Below are 19,399 nucleotides of genomic sequence, written 5' to 3' on the forward strand. Positions count from 1 at the left end.
TCTATAAATTGGAGAGGTCAAAGCTAAGTCTCGCTCTTTTCATTTGAATCTAGAAAATAAACACACTCCGATCACAATGACAATTAACCAGAAAACGATTTAAATCAAAAAGGAATAAGCGCACAGCAAGCTCGAATGGACCCCCAAAAAACTACCACTTGTGGTTGGCGAGCGTATGAACACGTTTAAGAGACTGCCTTTTCAGTTAGATCGCTACTTGGTACTGGTAAACTGGAGAGCCGGACATTTAGATCCGAGGAAGCGCGGCGCTATTTCTCATGACATCTTCCCTGTTCTCAAACGGATGGGTATCTCACCAAAACACTGGCTCTACCTAAATCGAAATTTTGAAAGCCGCTTTAAAGGCCTGGTGAGTCAGCAGGGGGGGTAGATAAGCTTGCATCCAACTCGACAATGCTAGTTCAGCGTTATAAACGACTGCCGGCGCTTCCTTTCTGCTAAACCCTGCTAATTCCCATGTGGTTTCCCAACGCTATTCTTCTGCTTTTATCCAAATTCAATATTTCAAGCCCCAGGTGAAACTCTCCACAACTTCATAGCGCTTAGCGCTAAACCAAGTTGAGATGACTGTTAGAGATAGTCATCAACAATACTACTAGAACCCCTCTCTAATCTATGGAGCTTATTGCCACATTACTTTAGACTCGAGCTATTTAGCGCTGATGACCATCGGAAGAAGTTCTACTCTATTCTAAATATATCATCACCTCAACTTCTAACTTTAAGAGCTAAATCTTCACAAATTATATCAATGATAGTACTTCCATGAATTTTAATTATATGAAATTTTCTATTAATCATACTTTGAGCATCTAAATCAAACAAATAATAACTAACATCTTTTTCTTCTATTTCTCGATATTCATGAGAAACATCAACCACTGCTATCTCATCTTCCTCCATATCTAATATATCGTTGGATATGCTGAGATATAAGATTCTCAAAAACTGAACATCTTTAACACCTTCATTGGTAGACACCGTTAATATAAATTTTTTTCTATCGGACAAGTTAACATTTTCAATAAAACTAATATCAATTGATGATAAAAGTGTCACAATATCTCCTTAAGGATTAAACACTTCAAGCGGATGTTCACTATGATCCAAGTGGCGAGGGATTTCTGCACCATCTGGCCCAAGTCGCTGACCTCTATTTATTCGTGCACCATCTGCCCCATATCTAGGCGCCGCGTTTCGTACAACTCGGCCTGTCTTCCAATTAACCCATACCTCTGACCCATCACTATGTCTGAAGCGTTGATAGCCCGATTTTGCTACTGACTTTCCCTCAAACCCCGCATCCCGAAGAATCTCAGCAACTTCCGATGCACTTCTTGACCCTAGATTACCCAATTCAGATGCTGCACCATTTCCACCAACGCCTCGTGAATGAGGTAATAGTTTTTGCTCTTTGATTTTCTTTTTCTTTCCGTAATGTGCTATAGCCAGACTGGCAGCAATAGCAGCAGTAATTCCGCCAGCTTTTACACCCGTTTTAATAGATTCGTCAAGTGTGCTTTCTTCAAATAGCCTCTGATTATTGATATAAAAATCATCACCTGAAACTAAAGTATGAAATTCGGCAAAGCTCTGCGCATAATGAGGCTGGGACGAGTAAGCTAGGTAATGTAATGACATCTTCAGACTTGCCATTAGCTGCTGTTGATAAGCTAACTGCTGAAGTTGCATCTGATGCTGCAACATATCCATCTGTGTAGGAGTTGGCCCACAGTCTCCACCATACACACCCGTTGGTCTACCAGCAGAGTACCACTGATAACAAGCTTCATATCCATTTGGGTCAATTAAGCTCAGCGGGTTATTAAAGGCATAGGTGTAGCGATTAAAGCTCTGGGTATTGTAGGGCGACTGAATCAACAGATCTGCACTCATAAAGCGCCCAACAATTGGGTCAAAGACACGCCCATTCATATGCACCAAAGAGAGCTGATCCAGCATTTCATGACCGGTGAAACCCTTTGCAGTCGGTAGGGCCTCTGGGTCACCACCAGTTGGGTCGCCATCACTCCAATCATCCAGGCGGCGCAATCCAAATGGGCTGTAGGCTAACCGCTCCACCGGGTTGCCATCAGCATCGGTAATACTCTCTACAGACCCCAGGTGATCCAGGTGCATATAGAGTATTTGCGTATCGCCGGAATCAGCTTCACTGTGCAAAAGGTAGCTACCCAGGTAGCTCTTTTGGATGGTGCCGCTCTCCCCAACCACTACTTCATACTGGCCTCCCGCCAGGTAGTAAGTAGTTGCTGAATCATTGACCTGCTTATAGCGAGCGCGGTCCGGACCATAACTGAAGTAGGTGCTATCGATACGGGTGGGCTTGTTAAATACATCGTACTCCGCAGCAACACCTGCCCGGCTCGTCATATTGCCGTAAACGTCGTACTGGTATGAAAGACCGCCCGCTTCAGTTACCGCATGGACGCCAGCATTACCGCTACGCTCGTACTTAAGGGTGCCCACATCGGTACGGGAGGTCAGATTACCCAGGTCATCATAACCGTAATTGATAACCCGACTGCCAGAGGAAAGGCCCGTGGTACTCGCTTTGGTCAGGCGGTTAAGATCATCAAAAGTAAAGCTCTCGACAATAGCTTCCTGCGCAGAACCCGCACTGTCCTCTCTGCTACTCGCCCGATTCAACAGGTTGCCCATGCTGTCATACTGATAACTTAGGGATTGAATATTGCCGGTAACCGTCCCCCCCAGGCTTCCATCTCCAGTAATAATTCCGGTGAGCAAGCCACTGTCGCTATCGTAGGTACTTTTACTGACCAGGCCATTACCGAATTGCTGATAGATCAGGTTGCCCCGCTCATCCTCAGTATCATCCGCCTGCCACAGCAAGGCCGGGGCACTGAGATCGGTAATATCGTAGGCGTACAGCAGGAAACCATTGCTGTCATAGCTCTGCTCAACAGCAAACCCTCCCGGATAAGTAGCAGATTGCTCCCGGCTGAAAGCATCGTAACTATAAGAAAAACTCTTTGTGCCCAGCCCAGTGATTGTTGTCGATATCTGGTCGACTCGAGTCAGGCTGTCGTAATGATAGGATTCACTAAAGTCCGCCTTGGATTTACTACTGAGCAGACCGTACTTGGTTGTATCGTAAACCCAGCTGCTGGTCTCAGACGTACTATCTGCGGCGGTATCTATACGGGAGGTAACCCGGCCCAGTAAATCAAACTCCTGGGTAAAATACTTTTCATTAGCCGTTCCCTGCGCCCAAGTCTGCCTGCGCAACTGACCCAGCCCATCGTATTCAAAATTGAGCTGCCCCGAGTCGGGGTCTAGTATCTGAACTTTATTGCCAGACAAGTCGTAACCAATAGAAATCTGACTATTCGAATCACCGTTAACTTCAGTTTGCACCAGGTTACCCTGGCTATCGTACTCATAGGAGATAGGTGTGCTATTAGCATCAACTACACGAACAACCTGACCCAAACTATTCAAGTAGGTATAGTGCTCTTGCTGGCTACTGCCTCCATCACCATCTTCTACCGTCACCGTACGCTTTATTTTTTGTGCGTAAGTACTGTCGCTACTGTAACTAATTACAAGGCTGCCTCCTGCATCACGCTGCTTAGTCTCCATCCGCGACAGCTCGTCATAGGTATAAGTCGTCCAGGCCGTCGCTGAGCTTCCAGTAAAAGGCTCTGACTCACGGTAGACTTGGCCAGCCGCATTGTACTCAGTATCCACTTTAACGCTGCCGCCACTCATGGTGAGCTGCTCACTGCGCACCTCTCGCCCCAGCATATCGTAGTAGACCGCTGAGGTCGGGGCGCCCAGATAGCCAGGCAGCGCGTCATTGGTTACCTCAGAAATTACCGCATATACAGCGTCTGCAGGGCAAGACACTTCACCAGAATCACAGAAATAACGGAAAATTTCTGTGTAGGTGCCATCTGCAGACTGCTCAACCTCAGCACGGCCAAATGCGTCATACAGCGTAGTTTGGGTCAGCCCGTTGGCATCGGTAGTAGAGTTAACCAGGCCATACCGCGTGTCATAGGTTAAGGTGCCGGTATGTTCCAGTGCATTTTTTTCAGTCTGGGGATAGAGCTGATCCAGGAAATCACTGAGCGTTTCAATGGAGCGGCTACTTAAAGTGCCACCATCGATATCGCCACCGGTAACCTTGGTATTGGTCACCAAGCCTTGGCTATTGCGTGTGTAAGTACTTTGCAGCCAGTTATCTTCGCCCACAAACTCCTTACTGACCGCTACCGCAAGAGTATCCGGTTCTGCAGTGTAGGTGTGGGTATAGGAACGCTGGTCAGAACTACTGCCATTATTGGTGGTTACCGTACGGCTATCCACAAAGGAAATCAGCCAGTCACTTTCATTCGGGGAAACACTACTAACTGTTTTCTTAGTGCCCTCCATCCCTGTCACCGTACTGCCAGAGAGGCCTGTACCGGAGGTTAAAGTAACTGTTAGCGGGTTTCCGTAGGCATCAAAACTGCTCTCTATTTTGCTAACTTTTAGAGGAGACGATGCACTACTCGTTGTTAAGCCGTATTCACGGGTAATACTATCGGCTAAATAGGGGAAGCGATCATTACTGCTATGCAGCTTGTAACTATTGTCGATTAGCTCTACCAACTTGCCATTGGAGTTTTTAATCGTCTTGGAAGACAAAAATCCAGTATAGGGAAACTCTTGTAAGTATTCGCTGGTTGTAACCAAATCGGAAACAGTATCTTCTATTGTCTGCTCTTCGAACCCCAGATATCCACGGCCATGAAGATCTAACTTACTCCCCTTGTAGTGGTAGAAGCGATTATTAAAGCCCCCCAAACCATTACTAATTTGCGTTTTATAGACTACATGCTGGCCCCGTATTGTATTAATAACAGGAAACTTTAACCCAACTCCCCCTTCATACAGCGGTGAACCATTTACTAGGCGACTATCTAATGGACTAAATAAAAATTTAGTCTTAACACCATAGCTGCTCTCCACTTCGACAAGTAAGTCAGATTTGCTTCCTATATCAAATAGAAGCTTGGCATCACCATCAGAGTTCTCATCGCGATAATAAACATCTTTTAATCCATCATTATTTATATCCTCAAATAATGGCCCACTATCAGAGGATATATCAAAGTCAAGTAATCCATTCAGGGCACCATCAAATGGATCAGCGTCAACACTTTCAAAGTCGGCAACTACTTCTCCAGACGGCATTATTCTCTGAGTAGTTATTAATACACGCCAAGCGGATCCATCAGCTTTTTGAGAAACAATATCTGGAGTTCCATCCTTATTGAAATCTAACAAAAATGAAATTTGATTTTTGTGATCCCCAGAGCTAATCCCCGTATCTATTTCCGAACCAAAAACACCCCCCTCATTTAGATAAATCCGCCAAGATCCATCTATCTCACCATCATCAGTTACACGAACAACGTAATCGTTTAACCCATCATTATTAAGATCTACAAATATACCATTATAATTTGTTGCATAGGGTGTTGACACTTCACGCTTCGAACTGGACAACCAATAAGTAAACCCGTTTTTAGTATCATAGCGCTCAATTAAACGACCAACTGTTTGAGTGACTGTGATATCTTCTCCATCACCCCTTGGTAAGCTCACTTCAGCATATTTAACTAACTCACCATCACCGATATTTCGTAAAAAGAAACGTTCAGTATCCCTAGAAGAGATATCTAGTAGGCCATCACCATCTACATCAGTTACTAAAAGTCCTCTACTGGAGTAGCTATCTGATGACCAGAAAAGAGTTCCTTCACTTTCCACATAAGTAAAGTTATCTCCGCCGTCAATCCAATTGTTATCATTCCTCAACCAAATTCTGCCAGCAGCACCAAAAGGGCTTAGAAAAAAATCATCTAGTCCATCATTATTGAAATCTGCAACCAGAGCTGAAGCAATTGGAGAGACCATATCACCACAACAAATTCCATCCTGAGGATAAATATTCGTTACAGTTGAAGCTCCAGGGGTATCGAGATCAAAACGAAGAACATACAAATATAATGAATTTTTTCCATTTGAATCAATGCTCTTGTTGCCTAGCAATAACCCATATTCTTCTCCCAACCTTATAGGCTGAGCAATTTCACCCGAATCCGTACCATGCCTAATAACCCCCTCCTCTGTTGTAGGCTCTACAAGGGTGAAGCAACCATCATCTCTTCCACGAGCAACAGCCCAATTAAACTTAGTGAATACTCCTTCTACTTTTCCGAGCCTAAAAACTATATCTTGAAAACCATCATTATCAACATCAATAACCTTTGGTGAAAATGCATCATCTAAATAAGGAGTAATATCCAAGTCACACTGACCAAAATTGCTCTCTTCTAACTCTGTATTACCATCTTGCCAAGAAAATTTTGTTGGTCGAGCACAATCCTGAGTAAAACCATCATCGCGGTATCCGCACTCAATAACACCAGCTAAGCGATAACGATGAGAAAGGCCTCCTCGCTCATAATACAGATTGTATTCACGCACAGGGGTTCCACTGGTAGAACTCGAGGGGCTGGTAACACCAATATAGGTGGTTACAGATTTAAGAAGTTTACTAGTGACGAAACTGCCACCATCATCATAACCCCAGGGGCGATCTGTCAGATAGCTGGCACTACCAGTCTCGCGATCTTCATATTCAAAACGCACAGCTGAATCGGGACTATAATCCACTCGCTGGGGATAAAACTCACCGGAAGAATTATCCTCGTAATAGGTAACCGTATAACTATTACCAAAACGGTCGGTTACTTTATTGACAGCCCAAGTACCTATAGGACCGCTGGATTGGCCTGGGGCCTCCACCCGACTATCGGAAGTATTACCAAATTCCAGAATCAGGCCACTTCGGGTCCAGGCTTTAAAATACTTGGGCCCATTACTTTGTGAGCCACTGGAAACTATCTTGGTAAATGTATCAATCTCAGTGCGGTACTCTGTACCGCTTGCCCAGTATTGGCTATTGGTTGCAGGATCACTGGCAGCGCTAACTGCAATCAGTTTTTTCCCGTCCAGACAAAGGCGCTCACTGGTGCTGTAACGCTCCGCCCCCGACTGGGCAGACGTGCCCTCTGTTGCCAGAGTCGGCTTGCAGCGATGAATATAGGAAAGGCCGTTTAGTTGCCACCCCATTCCCAGCAAGCCGTTACCACTTTGACTGCTGTATCCTAAAGAGAGCTTAGGCTCTATCCCATTAATACCCACAGGGATCTCAAGGGGCATATTATATGAAGCTGTTCCGGTGGGCCCCACCCCGGCATTGCCTTTCGAAAGGGCAACAAAACTACTACTGCTATCCAGGTAAACCTTAAGCGCTGATAGCTCACCACTGCTATCACCGTAAGCTACTTCATGAACACTATCAGAGCCTTCAAGTAGCAGATCATCTATCCCATCACCATCAACATCCGATACCGACACCGATGCCCGATTAGATGCAAATAAATTACTATCCAAATAATCTGAGATAACAGGAGTATTCCCCGACAATAAAATCAGGCTGTCATCACTGGCGCTGGTGCCTTGCAGGAAATAGTCAGTATTACCATCCCCATCAAAATCGCCCGTCAAAAGTGATTGGTGTGCACTGGACCAACTGACACTATCCAGCGTTGACTGATTGGGAGAAGAGACTACAATGTAAGTCCCATCACCATTAGAGAGCAGTACAATTGCCTCGTACAACGAATCGGTAACAATAGGGGTAATTACATCTCCGTGAAGCAAGACATAATTAGGATTTGGTGACAGGTAGAGGTCATCATTACCATCTCCATCATAATCCCCAGTTAATACTTCATGGCCAACACTTGTCCACTCTGCTTCATCAGCGTTTGCCACTCCTGAAAAAGCTGCAAAAGTCAAAAACAATGCTAATTTAATTGGTTTCGGCAATTCCAAAAGACAACCCAACATCGATTTAACTTTTAACATGTTTCTTCATTCCCCAGAGTGATGCTTTTTTTCAGACCACTTACGATTCTCTAGCTAAAAAGTAGGGGTCCAATTCTTATTGTTTTAAGCATGGAATCGGAAAGGATAAATTAACTTCCAGAAACAACGATACTTAAAACACGGTTTTTAAAGTGCTTAAAATTGGCGGGATACTATTCCGTAAAAAAAACTTTTACAAGAAAACTTTAAATTAACAAATCACAAGTTAAATAAAATATACAAATGCAAGAAAAGTCATACTTTGATTACGCATACCCTCTGAGGTTTTTATAAGCACCTGCAAATAGAAAATCCACATTATCGTAAAAAAGATCCGCAATATCCCAAAACGCAAAAACCCGGGTTGACGTCATAAGAAAAAAAGGAATCAATTCAGCCAGAGGAATGGAGATACCTCATAAATATTTACGAAAAGGCTAAATTTAAGTTAAAGACAGATAATAAAACTTGGCGCAACCAAACAAAAAAATGGGGTATCGAGATAATTACTATTAGAAACCGATATTTACCCAGACGGAGGCGGGAGTATGAGAGCCGCTTGAAGCCACTTACAATTATCAATAAGGGGGAGACATAGCTCCCCCAAATACCATTAGTTCACACTATTCGAATGATAAATCATCGCCTGCCATATATTCTGTTGACCGCTAACATAGTTATCAAATGTTGGGTTCTTGATATATGTCCAAGCAACCTTGCCATTCCCAAGATACATGGGTTCATCAAGGCCACCCCAACCGTAGTTTGGTAATTCAATTGGACCTTCAAGAATGTTCATGTCCGCATCAATCTCCATCACATAGTAAGATTTTGGCACCAATAAACGCTTAGAACCATTAGCAGAATAAATGCGATCATAGGAAAGGTTATCGGAGATACACTGGAACTTAGCGTAACCAAACAGATAACGACCATTCTTGAGGTCAATAAGCTGAGGATCACTAATTTGACAATCATTGTCCTCTACCAGCCAATTGTAGCCCTCTCCAGAAATACTACCGCTGCCATCAGTTTTGGCAATACCAACACGAGTCAGCGAGGAAGCGTCCAACCCGTCACCTGAATAAAGAGCTTGGCGACTTATGATTGGATAATCAGTAGCATAAGCCATGTAGGAAAGAAAGCAATTAGTGGACTCATATCCCGCACAATCCTGATCAAAAGAATCACCACTGGAAGTGTCAACCCCTACTTCATCGCTAAGAAACTGCTCCATATCGGAATCTTCGATATATTTAGGCGAGACAATAACAGATAAATTAGTATTCTCATCCAAGGGTACAACTGTATGGCCTCCTCCGTTGGATACCATCGCTGAAGTAGATGGTACAAAGTGATTAAAATACCCTTCGAAGAAATCACTCCACTCCATCTTTATGGCGATAGTTCCTAACTGACCACGCGCACTTCCCATCCAGTCATTCCAGTCACTGGTACACAGAGCACCGTAGCTTTCATTGGCAGGGTTATAAAACGCACGAATGTTCACCACGTGACCATTACCGCAGGCCCAATCCCAGCCCCGATTATCCGAGCCGCCCATATTCAGAGACCAATCATTTCTATTAATGACTGTTAAGCCGGCAGAATAGTGAGAACCACCGCCATCATCGAATACCCTAGCCGAAGCAGTGAACGCGTAACTAGCACGCCCCTCACTATCCGTATCTACATAGATTAGCTCCTGAGTTCCTAAATGTGTGCCGCCGTGTATTTTACTAACAACATAAGTATCGGGCGTTTCACTAAGGGACTCATTGTCCCACTCCATTAACCATATCTGGTCGTTATACTTTTCCTCTGCATCAGTACCTTCAACCTTGTCCAGGTTATCCTCCATTCTCATGTAGGTAGTACCATATTGTTCGACAAGGTCACCCTGAATATCGTAACGCTCATGTGCTCGATACTCCGTATTACACAATACAGCCACCCGGGAACAGTCCTGGCTAACGGCAATACCATGAGACTCGTAACACTGGTTTAATATCGTCGCGTTGCCAGTCTGATCAAAACTGGAGGTATCAGGATTATATTGTAATTCATATACAGAGCCATAAGTGGTATCTGAAGCACTGGTGCCCTCCGATAAGGTGGTAGACACGAACATACGCGGTATATCAGAGCCTGTCGCGCATGTAGCTACATAGCTGCGAATGGGAATATCAATGTTATCCTCATCCTGCTCTCCGTCGGTTCGGGCAATATAGTGAGCCAATTGATACACTTCTTTAGCATTATTCATCGCTTCAGGCAAAGTCACATCTACAGCCGTCAGCGATGCAAACCCTAAATCTGTAACCTCTACCTCTCCTATAACAACCGTAGTGCCAACATTATCCGAAATCGGGGTATTGTCATCACCAGAGGAGCCTTGATCACCTCCGCTACTCCCCTGCCCACTTCCACCTTCTGTAGAAGATGTATCTGAATCCGAAGAGGAGCTCCCTCCTCCACCGCCACAGGCGGCTAGTAATGCCGTCAGAGAAAGCGCCAATAGCTTTTTATTAATCAATAAACTCATTAGTTCTGCCCAACTAAATTTTCGTTAAATATTTTTCCATCAATTGCAGTGGTGATTGGGTTTGTCCTCCCAGTCTCAAAGCAGGCGAGAAACTATAAGCGTTGCAATCGATTTTCTGTGACATGCGTCTGATAGTGAACGTAGATCGATAGATGGTAATCCCTAATTGACAAACGGTAATAATGGAACCTCTGGGTATTTTCGCAAGTCATTCAATATCAGATGAGGAACTTGTTATTAGCCGTCAGCAGTTGCCCTTGTTCCAATTGGCCGAAGACGGAAAAAACGATATAGTCTTTTATTGGAAACACCAAACCAACCAAATACTGGCTTTTACTACACACAATATGGAAGTGTTGAAATGAAGAGATTGGCCATATTAGTTAGCCTGATTATCCCCAGCCTTGCACAGGCTACTCCTGAGATTACAGGTACCCCACAAGATCTGCGTGAACTGATTTACCCTGAAGCAAGGGTTGTCACCTTACACGGTAAGGCAGAAGAAACGGCCTATTCAGATCAGGCAATTGTTAATGTAATAGTTACAACAGAAGAGTCATTACTATCAGGTGCCATCGCAGCGAACAGTTCTCTGCGTGAGAAGTTAACGGGCAGCTTAATTAAAGCCGGAATCGATCAATCCAAGATTAAGAATTCAAAATTTTCTTCCTCTCCACAGTTTGGTTGGCTTGGCAAGAATCCTTCCAGCTATAAAGTTGTTAATAGGGTAGCCATAACTATTGACACAGAAAGTCAGCTGGAGGCTATTGCACAGCTGACAGATCAAAATAAGGAAATAGAGATAGTCAGTACTTCCTTTGAACACTCAAAAGAATCTGAATACAGGAAAAAAGTACAATCCAAAGCGCTGGCAAAAATTATGGAGCAAAAAGCAGATTATGAGAAAACCTTAAGCATTCAATTAACGCCTATCAATATCCGTACAAATAGTATTCGTCACTATGGTACAGATGGTGCCGATGTAATGGAGGAGGTAGTTGTTACTGCCTCCAGGGTCAGAAGTGGCAAATATAGAGATAGCTATTCGGATTCCGACTCCTATATTGAAACGGAATCGAATTCTTTCGATGAAGTTCAATATGAAGCCTCACTATCAGTGGAGTTTCGTGTTCAGCCAGTGAATGAAATAAATTAAAAACTCACTAGTCACGGGGCCGGTAGGAACAACAATCAGAATTCCTACCTGCTAACTCTCAACTCTACAAATAGAAGTCATATCTACGCATCACCCTACCGAGAGCGATAATATCTGGCTGATTTCATTCAAACTGCGCCCAGATTGAAGCTGCCAGATTTCAATCGCCTCTTTTAATGCCGCCCAGTCCCTTTTTGATGAGGGTGATTTATCGACAACGCCCTCCCGAATAAGAGCTCGGATAGTATCACTGGCAAAAACGAGGGTATCCACCCCCATACGCCTTAAAAATACTTGTGCAGTCTTGCCCCCAAGACGATCGCCCCCCTTGCGAAGGTACTGGAGATTTTCTATATAGTTAGAAGTGTTCCAGGTAGCAAAATATTCCCCCAAACCTCCATATTCATTAGAAAGATGCCAAAAAAAATCGGCATTTCTCTGGATGGATCGAGTTTTGGTCCAGTGCTTGATCATCCCCTCCTGTCGCATTAAGTCATCCAGAGCTTCTTCCGATAAATAGCGACAAAATGAGACATCAAAATCATAGAAGATCTTTTCGATATCCGGCCATTTTTTTTCAACCACTTTCCAACTGAAACCGGCTTGAAAAACCGCCCGGGATGCCGACGATAACCACTGGTTATCGGGTATTTCTATCAACGACCGTGTAGATTTCGGCTTAATCAGCTTCGCTTGAAGACCATTTAACCCTCCAAAACGATCAATCACAGGCGCCTCAATGGCAGCGAACTCACGCATAAATCAGATCATCCAGTAAATTCATTTTCCATTCTACGCCTCTATTTAAGAATTGAAAACAAGAGGAAGTCTATCGATAAATTAAAAATATGTGCCCGGCGTGAAATAAAAAAGGGGAGCAAACTCCCCTTTTTTATCTGGTGTTTATATAAATATCTGAAAATTAGCTAACTATCCAAAGCTAATCATAAACCTATAAAGTAAACCTACTAACTTTATTGGTTAAACCAACTTACTCAACCTCTTTATCACTCTCGCTACCGTTGTAATCGAGCAAATCGAGATAAAACGCATACTGTAAAGCCGTTTCCTTATAACGGCGAAAACGTCCCGAAGAACCTCCGTGACCTGCTTCCATATTGGTATTGAATAACAGCTGATTTTCATCGGTCTTCAATTCCCGCAACTTTGCCACCCATTTCATAGGTTCAAAGTATTGCACCTGGGAATCATGTAGCCCAGTGGTTACCAACATATTGGGGTAGTCCTGAGCTTTCACCTGATCATAGGGAGAGTAGGAAAGCATATATTCATAGCTGTCCTTGTTATTAGGATTACCCCATTCATCATATTCGTTGACGGTCAGGGGAATTGACTCATCCAGCATGGTAGTTACTACATCAACAAATGGCACCGCAGCAGTAACGCCCCGATACAAATCTGGCTCCATATTGACTACCGCGCCCATCAACAACCCTCCTGCACTACCGCCTGAAGCAAAAATCTTATCAGGTGCACCGTACTTTAATTCACTCAAGCCTTTGGTAACATCGATAAAATCAGTGAAGGTATTTTTCTTATTGAACATCTTCCCATCTTCATACCAGGCGCGCCCTAACTTCTCACCACCACGGATATGGGCTATAGCAAATACAAAACCGCGATCAAGCAGGGATACCACAGAGGAGCGGAACCAGGGGTCGACGGTGCTACCGTAGGAGCCATAGGCATATTGCAGCAACGGGTTAGTGCCATCTTTCTTGAATTTATCCTTGTGATAGACCAAGGATACCGGAACCTTTACACCATCTCTTGATGTAATCAGTATGCCCTCACTCTGATAGTCCTGGGAGTCAAAGCCGCCAGGTACCTTATCTTGCTTGAGCAACTCGAGATCACCAGTTTCCAGCTTCGCTTCATAAATGCTATTGGGTGTCGTCAGGCTCGAATAAGAAACCCGCACACTTTCCGAATCCAGGTTGGGATTGGCACTCAAACCCAACCTGTAAACCGGATCATTAAAACCTACCTTAAGATCTTTATTGTTATCTAAATTAATAACCCGGAGCCCTGTTTGCCCTGCTTTTCGCTCTATCAGGGCCAGATGATGGTCAAATAAGGTGAAATCTTCCAGTAAAACATCACTATTATGAGGTATAACTTCCTGCCATTTAGTCTTATCTCCTGCATCCTTCATGGCAACCTTCATCAGGCGGAAATTTTCAGCCTGCCAGTTAGTAAGGATATAAAAATCATCTCCTAACTTTAGAGCTGAGTATTCATGATCCTCTTCGCGAGGATGTAGAGGGGCAAAGTTTGCAAGAGGGGTATTAGCATCCAGGATTGACTCGCCACTGCTGGTTGTAGAGCTGTGGTGAATTCGGACCAGCTCACCATCCCGGGATTTGGAAATCCAGGTATAAAAAGCCTTATCCATTTCTTCATAAACGACAACATCTTCACTCTGTGGCGTGCCCAACTTATGGCGCATCACTTGATAACCCAGCAGGGTCTGATGGTCTTTGTTGATATAGAAAACAGTCTGGTTGTCATTGGCCCAAACAGCAACTGGTGATGCATTTTCCAGTTTGTCTGACAGCAACTCGCCGGTTTTTAAATCTTTAAAGCGAATCGTATAAACACGACGCCCAACGCTGTCTTCCGGATAAGCGAGCAAATTGTTATCAGGGGAAACCGCCAGGCGCCCAACACTGAAGTAGCCACTGCCTTCAGCCAGGGCATTCACATCCAGCATAACTTCTTCAGGGGCTTCCTGGGTACCTTTGCGCCGCGCATGAATCGCATACTCTTTTTCCGGCAGGTAACGGCTGTAATACCAGTAACCGTTATAGTAAACCGGAACCGTCGACTTATCCTTTTCCAGCCGTCCCGTCATTTCCTCAAAGAGCAATTCCTGTAACTCTTTGGTGTGCTGCATCACAGCTTCGGTATAAGCATTTTCCGCCTCAAGGTGAGCAATAACCTCAGGAGCTTTACGTTCGTCATCACGCATCCAGTAGTAGTTATCAATACGCTCATGGCCGTGCATAACCATTTTGTGCGGCACTTTCTTGGCCACAGGGGCAGAGGGTTGCTCACTAAACAAGGGCTTCTTCTCTACTGCCTGCTTGTTCTCCGCTTCACTACACCCCACTAAACCGAGGGCGAGTATTAATGTTGCAGTGGTATTTTTCATCGTACTCAATCTCTCCAATCTATTTTTCTTTTATCCATTCGCCTGTTTATGCCACGCCTTACTTTTACCTCACAGGCAAATACTATCAGGCCAATATCAGCCAACTCATCCCCGCAATAATCAGCGATGCCGTCACACTAAGTATTGCGCCCTCTCGCACCATATCCTGTATGCGCACCTTACCGGTTCCATATGCAATAGCATTGGGCGCCGTAGCCACGGGCAGCATAAAGGCACAGCTGGCACTCATCGCCGCCGGTATCATCAGCACCATAGGCTCAAAGCCCGCTGAGGTTGCCGCTACGGCCAGAATTGGCATAAGCAGAGTTGCGGTGGCCGTATTACTGGTGATCTCTGTCAGGAAGGTCACACTCAGACACAGTATCACCAACAACAACCACAGTGGCATCTCCGTCAGGAAAGAAAGGCCGTTGCCGAGCATATCGCTCAGGCCGGAACTGGAGAAGCCTTTTGCCAGAGCTATACCACCGGCAAATAGTAACAGCATCCCCCAGGGGATCGTCTCTGCAGTCTGCCAATCCAGCAGACGCCCGCCTTTACCATTAGGTACTAAAAACATGGCAACCACTGCCGCGAGAGCCACGGTGCCGTCGCCAGCAGCATCGATACCAATCAGGTCACTCCAACCACCGAAGGGGGCGTTGCGAGTAACCCAAAGCACGATCGCCACTCCAAAAACCATCAAGGTTCGCTTCTCTTCTGGTCTCCACTCTCCCACATTTGGGGGCTCAATCTCATTTTTCAGGTGAACATGACGAGTCAACCAAAGGGCCATAATGGGCAGAGTCACCAAAGCGACGGGGAATCCAATTTTCATCCAGCCCAGGAAGCTAAACTCTCGCCCCGTTACTTCCTCATAAATCCCCATAAAAATAACATTTGGCGGTGTTCCCAATGGAGTCCCCACGCCTCCCAGGCTCGCCGCATAGGCGATACCCAGGATCAGAGCAATACTCAGGCGTTGGTTGTCGATTCTGGAAAGAATTGCCAGAGCTATAGGCAACATCATCAGAGTAGTAGCGGTATTGGATATCCACATACTTAGAAAGCCCGCAGCCAGCATGAATCCAAGCACCAACCTGCGCCCGCTGGACATACCCACTATGCGCAACATGTACAGAGCAAGCCGCTCATGCGCACCACTTTTTTCCAGGGCCTTGGACAAGATAAAGGCCCCCATCAACAACAGAATGACATGACTGCCCAAAGAAGCTGCCACATCCCGGTGATCAGCTACTCCAAATAGAGGCAAGAGGACAAAAGGTACCAGTGAAGTAGCAGGGATTGGCAACGCCTCTGTAATCCACCAAATCACTGTAAGTAAGGTAATTGCCGCTGTTACCGCAGGCAGGTACTGCATTCCCATGGCTGATAAAAAAAAGTAGAAAGCCACTGCAAGAAGAGGACCTAAAATAATAAAGCGCTGTCGCGCGATCGACATATCTGCCCCCAACTACTCAAGGGTTTAATTTTTATTAGCGTGAAACCTGGGAGGGATGCAAAGTCCGCTTCCAGAATGGCCAACAAAAATACAAGAAACTTGCCCTTTTGCGCAGCTCTTTTAGTAAGAATTTATATGGATAGTAATCTCTACCCATCCAGTCAGGTACAGACCGGTCACCAAATGCTAATCGTTTTAGTGGGTAGTCGCAGCCACCACCAAGGTTTGCAACCACTTACATACATCTGTAAATATGTATATATATGACTATTGGAACTGAAAAAGTAACACTCTCTGCCACCTACCCTGTACATCTCACTGGTATCCGTCAAACTATCGCCCACAATAGCTAGTAGCAAAAAGAAGGCGTAAGGGAATCATGAGCAATATACCCAACACTGTGGAAGTCCTGGAGAAGCTCCGCTGGAATGCCCACCTGTGCAAGCACAGCCACTTTCGTGCCTCTATGAAGGGTCGCAATTTGCATGTGCTTTGCGGGGTTCCCATCGTTGTTGTCAACCTGTTCCTCGGTTCACTGTTCTTCTCCCTGATCAATGCAGAGTTGCCTGACTGGACCAAGTGGAGTGGCGCGGCGCTGGCTCTGTTGGCTGCTTTACTTGGCGGCGTTCAGACTTTCTTCAATTTCAAAAAGAACTATGAGGGGCATCGGCAAGTTGGTAACGAGTACCTGGCAATCGCCAGGGAGTGCGAGCGACTGATCGCCCTTTACTTTGACGATATCCTGGATCTCGAACATTTATCCAAAAAGATCTCAGAGCTGAATACACGCTACAGCGAAATCAACCAGCGAGCGGAAGAGTTTATTGTGTCAGATAAGGTGTACAGACAGGCGGTGCACATCCAGAACCAAAAGGCCAATCGTGAGCCCTCTCTGGTTGAGCAGATGCGCAATCGCCAGGCTGCCGCGCAAAGGGTTGCGGAGGAAGTTCTTGAGATAGCAGAAAGCAGCCACTAACCCAATCTTCAATACCTCCGTATTATTTCGGGGAGGTAGCAACCTCCCCCTACGATATTAAACCTAAAATGCAAACAGATCACAGCAACCACCAGCCAAACGTGGACACACATCCCTTTTGCTACTTAGCGACAGACATAGGCACTCCAAGTAACGTGGGAGGGTTATTTCGCATCGCCGATGCACTCGGTGTAGAGAAAATTTACTTAACCGGTGAAAGCCTCGCTCCACCCAACTCCAAGATTCGAAAGGTCTCCCGGTCTACGGAAAAGTACGTCCCTTATGAGTATCACTTATCGGCAGTTAAGGTTGCAAAAAGCTTACAAGATAAAGGTTACCGATTAATCTGCCTGGAAATTTCCTCAAACAGTATCGAACTCAGACATGCTCCCGTTTCTAAAGGAGATAAAATATGTCTGGTATTGGGATCAGAAAAGGATGGGGTAGCCGCTGAGCTCTTGGAAATGGCAGATGTTGTGGTGCACATACCCATGCAGGGAATCAACTCATCGATGAATGTCACTTCGGCTTGTGCAATTGCAACTTATGCTTTGCTGGAAAAGATTTAGTCGGGAACTTTAACCATTATATTTTTCTGGCTCACATAATCGGGATCACCACCAAACCTTTTATTGCAGTTCAATCCATTAATTGCCTGAATCTCCGCCTGGCTTAAATTGAGGTCAGACAATAAAAAGTTGTTGCGTATATGATCCAGGCTCTCCGCCTTGGGTATTACTATGCGATGCTGCTGAATATTCCACTTGAGGATAACCTGACCAGCCCCCACACCGTGGTTTTGTGCAATGTCCAGAATTACCGGGTCTGCCAAGGGCTTCTCGCTGTCTTCTACACCACTCCAGCTCGATCCCGAGCCCAGAGGGGACCAACAACAAATAGCAATTTTATGAAACTGACAATAATCCACCAAGGGCTGCTGGGTGAAATAAGGGTGCAATTCAATTTGATTACATACAGGATGTACTTCTGCGAAAGTGGCAATTTGTTCTAAATCTGATTTACGGAAGTTCGACACCCCTAAGGCTCGCACCTTCTTCTGCTGATAAAGCGCCTCCATGGCTTCCCAGGTTTCCCGAGTGTAAGCGGGCATAGGCCAATGAATCAGATACAGGTCCATATACTCCAGCTGTAAACGCTCCAAACTCCGTGCAAAAGCATCGTGAGTTTTACTGGTCCCCTGCTCGGTATCCCAAACTTTACTGGTAATAAATAGCTCTTCCCTCGCCAGACCAGATTCTTTTATGGCCCTTCCCAGCGCTCGCTCATTGCCATAAACAGACCCTGTATCAAAGTGACGATATCCCACAGACATGGCCTTCAAGATAACTTCAGTTACATACTCATCATCTTGCTGCCAACTGCCAATCGCAGCCATCCCCATACCGAGTTGAGGTATCTCTACACCGTTACTCAATTCGAGAAAATACATAATTAATATCCTTTCAGACTACTGTGCGGCAAACCAGCAGGGACCTACGGAGAATACAACAGGGGTCACAATTATTTCGCTGAGTGTAGGCCGTCCAGAAATCAACGCGTAGAAAACAGCGAACTCACACCAACTCCTGGCCGCTAATCACTCACCACACAGCAGAAAGAAACTATTTTCTAGATTCTACATACATAACGGATTATTTTGGGGGAAGCGACCCAGCGAACACGGCCCCACGACTGACCCAGTTATCCAGGTCCTCAGCGACAGCATCTTCCTCTACATACACCATGCCTTTTAAGGGGCGCCCAGTATAATCCATAGGCCTGGTGTAGCGTTCAGCCAAAGCAGTTTGATAATCATCAGGCCCAACCCGGACCATCAGCTCCTCCCCAACTACACCGCAAGCCATATTGCCATTCAGCATAAATGCGAGCCCTCCAAACATCTGCTTTTCGCTGAGGCCTTCATTTCCCTGAAGTAATTTGCGCACTTTTTCAGCCAGAGTTTCGCTGTACGCCATAGTTTTCTCCTTAATCACTTTTACCAGGCAGGAATATCCCTTCAGATACCATTTTTCTCTGAAAAGGTTGACAACGATGAAATTAGAAAAGATTCGAATGGAATTAAATGTGAACCCTAA

Annotated in this window: 12 protein-coding genes; 4 read left to right on the top strand and 8 right to left on the bottom strand. The window is 45.1% G+C overall.

Annotated features, from left to right (window positions below; all coding sequences use genetic code 11):
* The first annotated feature begins 175 nt into the window (after nucleotides 1–175).
* On the top strand, nucleotides 176–391 hold the full coding sequence (locus BTJ40_RS16580) for a hypothetical protein (protein WP_108734132.1): 216 nt from the start codon (nucleotides 176–178) through the stop codon (nucleotides 389–391).
* A gap of 338 nt (nucleotides 392–729) precedes the next feature.
* Here the strand turns inward: BTJ40_RS16580 and BTJ40_RS16585 are convergent, their stop codons facing one another.
* The 3 genes from BTJ40_RS16585 to BTJ40_RS16595 form a co-directional block, all read right to left on the bottom strand.
* Nucleotides 730–1,080, bottom strand: coding sequence for a hypothetical protein (locus BTJ40_RS16585; protein WP_108734133.1), 351 nt, complete (start codon nucleotides 1,078–1,080; stop codon nucleotides 730–732).
* 9 nt (nucleotides 1,081–1,089) lie between these two features.
* Entirely contained in the window at nucleotides 1,090–7,989 is a 6,900-nt protein-coding gene (locus BTJ40_RS16590) for an FG-GAP-like repeat-containing protein (protein WP_108734134.1), read from the bottom strand.
* 613 nt (nucleotides 7,990–8,602) lie between these two features.
* A complete protein-coding gene (locus BTJ40_RS16595) occupies nucleotides 8,603–10,534 on the bottom strand; it encodes a hypothetical protein (protein ID WP_108734135.1) in 1,932 nt (643 codons plus the stop codon).
* A gap of 301 nt (nucleotides 10,535–10,835) precedes the next feature.
* Between BTJ40_RS16595 and BTJ40_RS16605 the strand changes: the two genes are divergently transcribed.
* A complete protein-coding gene (locus tag BTJ40_RS16605; RefSeq protein WP_157954128.1) occupies nucleotides 10,836–11,690 on the top strand; it encodes an SIMPL domain-containing protein in 855 nt (284 codons plus the stop codon).
* Nucleotides 11,691–11,780: 90 nt separating this feature from the next.
* Here BTJ40_RS16605 and BTJ40_RS16610 read toward each other — a convergent pair whose 3' ends face one another.
* From BTJ40_RS16610 to BTJ40_RS16620, 3 genes are all read right to left on the bottom strand, one after another.
* Nucleotides 11,781–12,449, bottom strand: a complete 669-nt coding sequence (locus tag BTJ40_RS16610) for a DNA-3-methyladenine glycosylase I (RefSeq protein WP_108734138.1) — start codon at nucleotides 12,447–12,449, stop codon at nucleotides 11,781–11,783.
* A 232-nt stretch (nucleotides 12,450–12,681) separates the two neighbouring features.
* Complete coding sequence (locus BTJ40_RS16615; RefSeq protein WP_108734139.1) at nucleotides 12,682–14,865, bottom strand: S9 family peptidase; 2,184 nt, start codon at nucleotides 14,863–14,865, stop codon at nucleotides 12,682–12,684.
* Between the two features lie 85 nt (nucleotides 14,866–14,950).
* Nucleotides 14,951–16,327, bottom strand: coding sequence for a DASS family sodium-coupled anion symporter (locus BTJ40_RS16620; protein WP_108734140.1), 1,377 nt, complete (start codon nucleotides 16,325–16,327; stop codon nucleotides 14,951–14,953).
* Between the two features lie 379 nt (nucleotides 16,328–16,706).
* Here BTJ40_RS16620 and BTJ40_RS16625 point away from each other — a divergent pair, with 379 nt between their 5' ends.
* A complete protein-coding gene (locus BTJ40_RS16625; protein ID WP_108734141.1) occupies nucleotides 16,707–17,303 on the top strand; it encodes an SLATT domain-containing protein in 597 nt (198 codons plus the stop codon).
* A gap of 68 nt (nucleotides 17,304–17,371) precedes the next feature.
* Nucleotides 17,372–17,872 (top strand): TrmH family RNA methyltransferase, encoded by a 501-nt coding sequence (locus BTJ40_RS16630; protein WP_108734142.1) that lies wholly within the window; start codon nucleotides 17,372–17,374, stop codon nucleotides 17,870–17,872.
* Here BTJ40_RS16630 and BTJ40_RS16635 read toward each other — a convergent pair.
* The gene (locus BTJ40_RS16635; protein WP_192879344.1) at nucleotides 17,869–18,753 is read right to left on the bottom strand and encodes an aldo/keto reductase; all 885 of its coding nucleotides are present in this window, start codon (nucleotides 18,751–18,753) and stop codon (nucleotides 17,869–17,871) included. The genes BTJ40_RS16630 and BTJ40_RS16635 overlap by 4 nt on opposite strands.
* 202 nt (nucleotides 18,754–18,955) lie before the next feature.
* Nucleotides 18,956–19,279: a TfoX/Sxy family protein gene (locus tag BTJ40_RS16640; RefSeq protein ID WP_108734144.1), complete on the bottom strand. Its 324-nt coding sequence runs from the start codon at nucleotides 19,277–19,279 to the stop codon at nucleotides 18,956–18,958.
* Nucleotides 19,280–19,399: the final 120 nt, after the last annotated feature.

Origin of the sequence: Microbulbifer sp. A4B17, from assembly GCF_003076275.1 — a bacterium.
GTDB lineage: Bacteria > Pseudomonadota > Gammaproteobacteria > Pseudomonadales > Cellvibrionaceae > Microbulbifer.

Coding starts and splice junctions, on each gene's coding strand:
- BTJ40_RS16580 (WP_108734132.1), top strand. CDS start 176: ATGAACACGTTTAAGAGACTGCCTTTTCAGTTAGATCGCTACTTGGTA.
- BTJ40_RS16590 (WP_108734134.1), bottom strand. CDS start 7,989: ATGTTAAAAGTTAAATCGATGTTGGGTTGTCTTTTGGAATTGCCGAAA.
- BTJ40_RS16595 (WP_108734135.1), bottom strand. CDS start 10,534: ATGAGTTTATTGATTAATAAAAAGCTATTGGCGCTTTCTCTGACGGCA.
- BTJ40_RS16610 (WP_108734138.1), bottom strand. CDS start 12,449: ATGCGTGAGTTCGCTGCCATTGAGGCGCCTGTGATTGATCGTTTTGGA.
- BTJ40_RS16615 (WP_108734139.1), bottom strand. CDS start 14,865: ATGAAAAATACCACTGCAACATTAATACTCGCCCTCGGTTTAGTGGGG.
- BTJ40_RS16620 (WP_108734140.1), bottom strand. CDS start 16,327: ATGTCGATCGCGCGACAGCGCTTTATTATTTTAGGTCCTCTTCTTGCA.
- BTJ40_RS16625 (WP_108734141.1), top strand. CDS start 16,707: ATGAGCAATATACCCAACACTGTGGAAGTCCTGGAGAAGCTCCGCTGG.
- BTJ40_RS16630 (WP_108734142.1), top strand. CDS start 17,372: ATGCAAACAGATCACAGCAACCACCAGCCAAACGTGGACACACATCCC.
- BTJ40_RS16635 (WP_192879344.1), bottom strand. CDS start 18,753: ATGTATTTTCTCGAATTGAGTAACGGTGTAGAGATACCTCAACTCGGT.
- BTJ40_RS16640 (WP_108734144.1), bottom strand. CDS start 19,279: ATGGCGTACAGCGAAACTCTGGCTGAAAAAGTGCGCAAATTACTTCAG.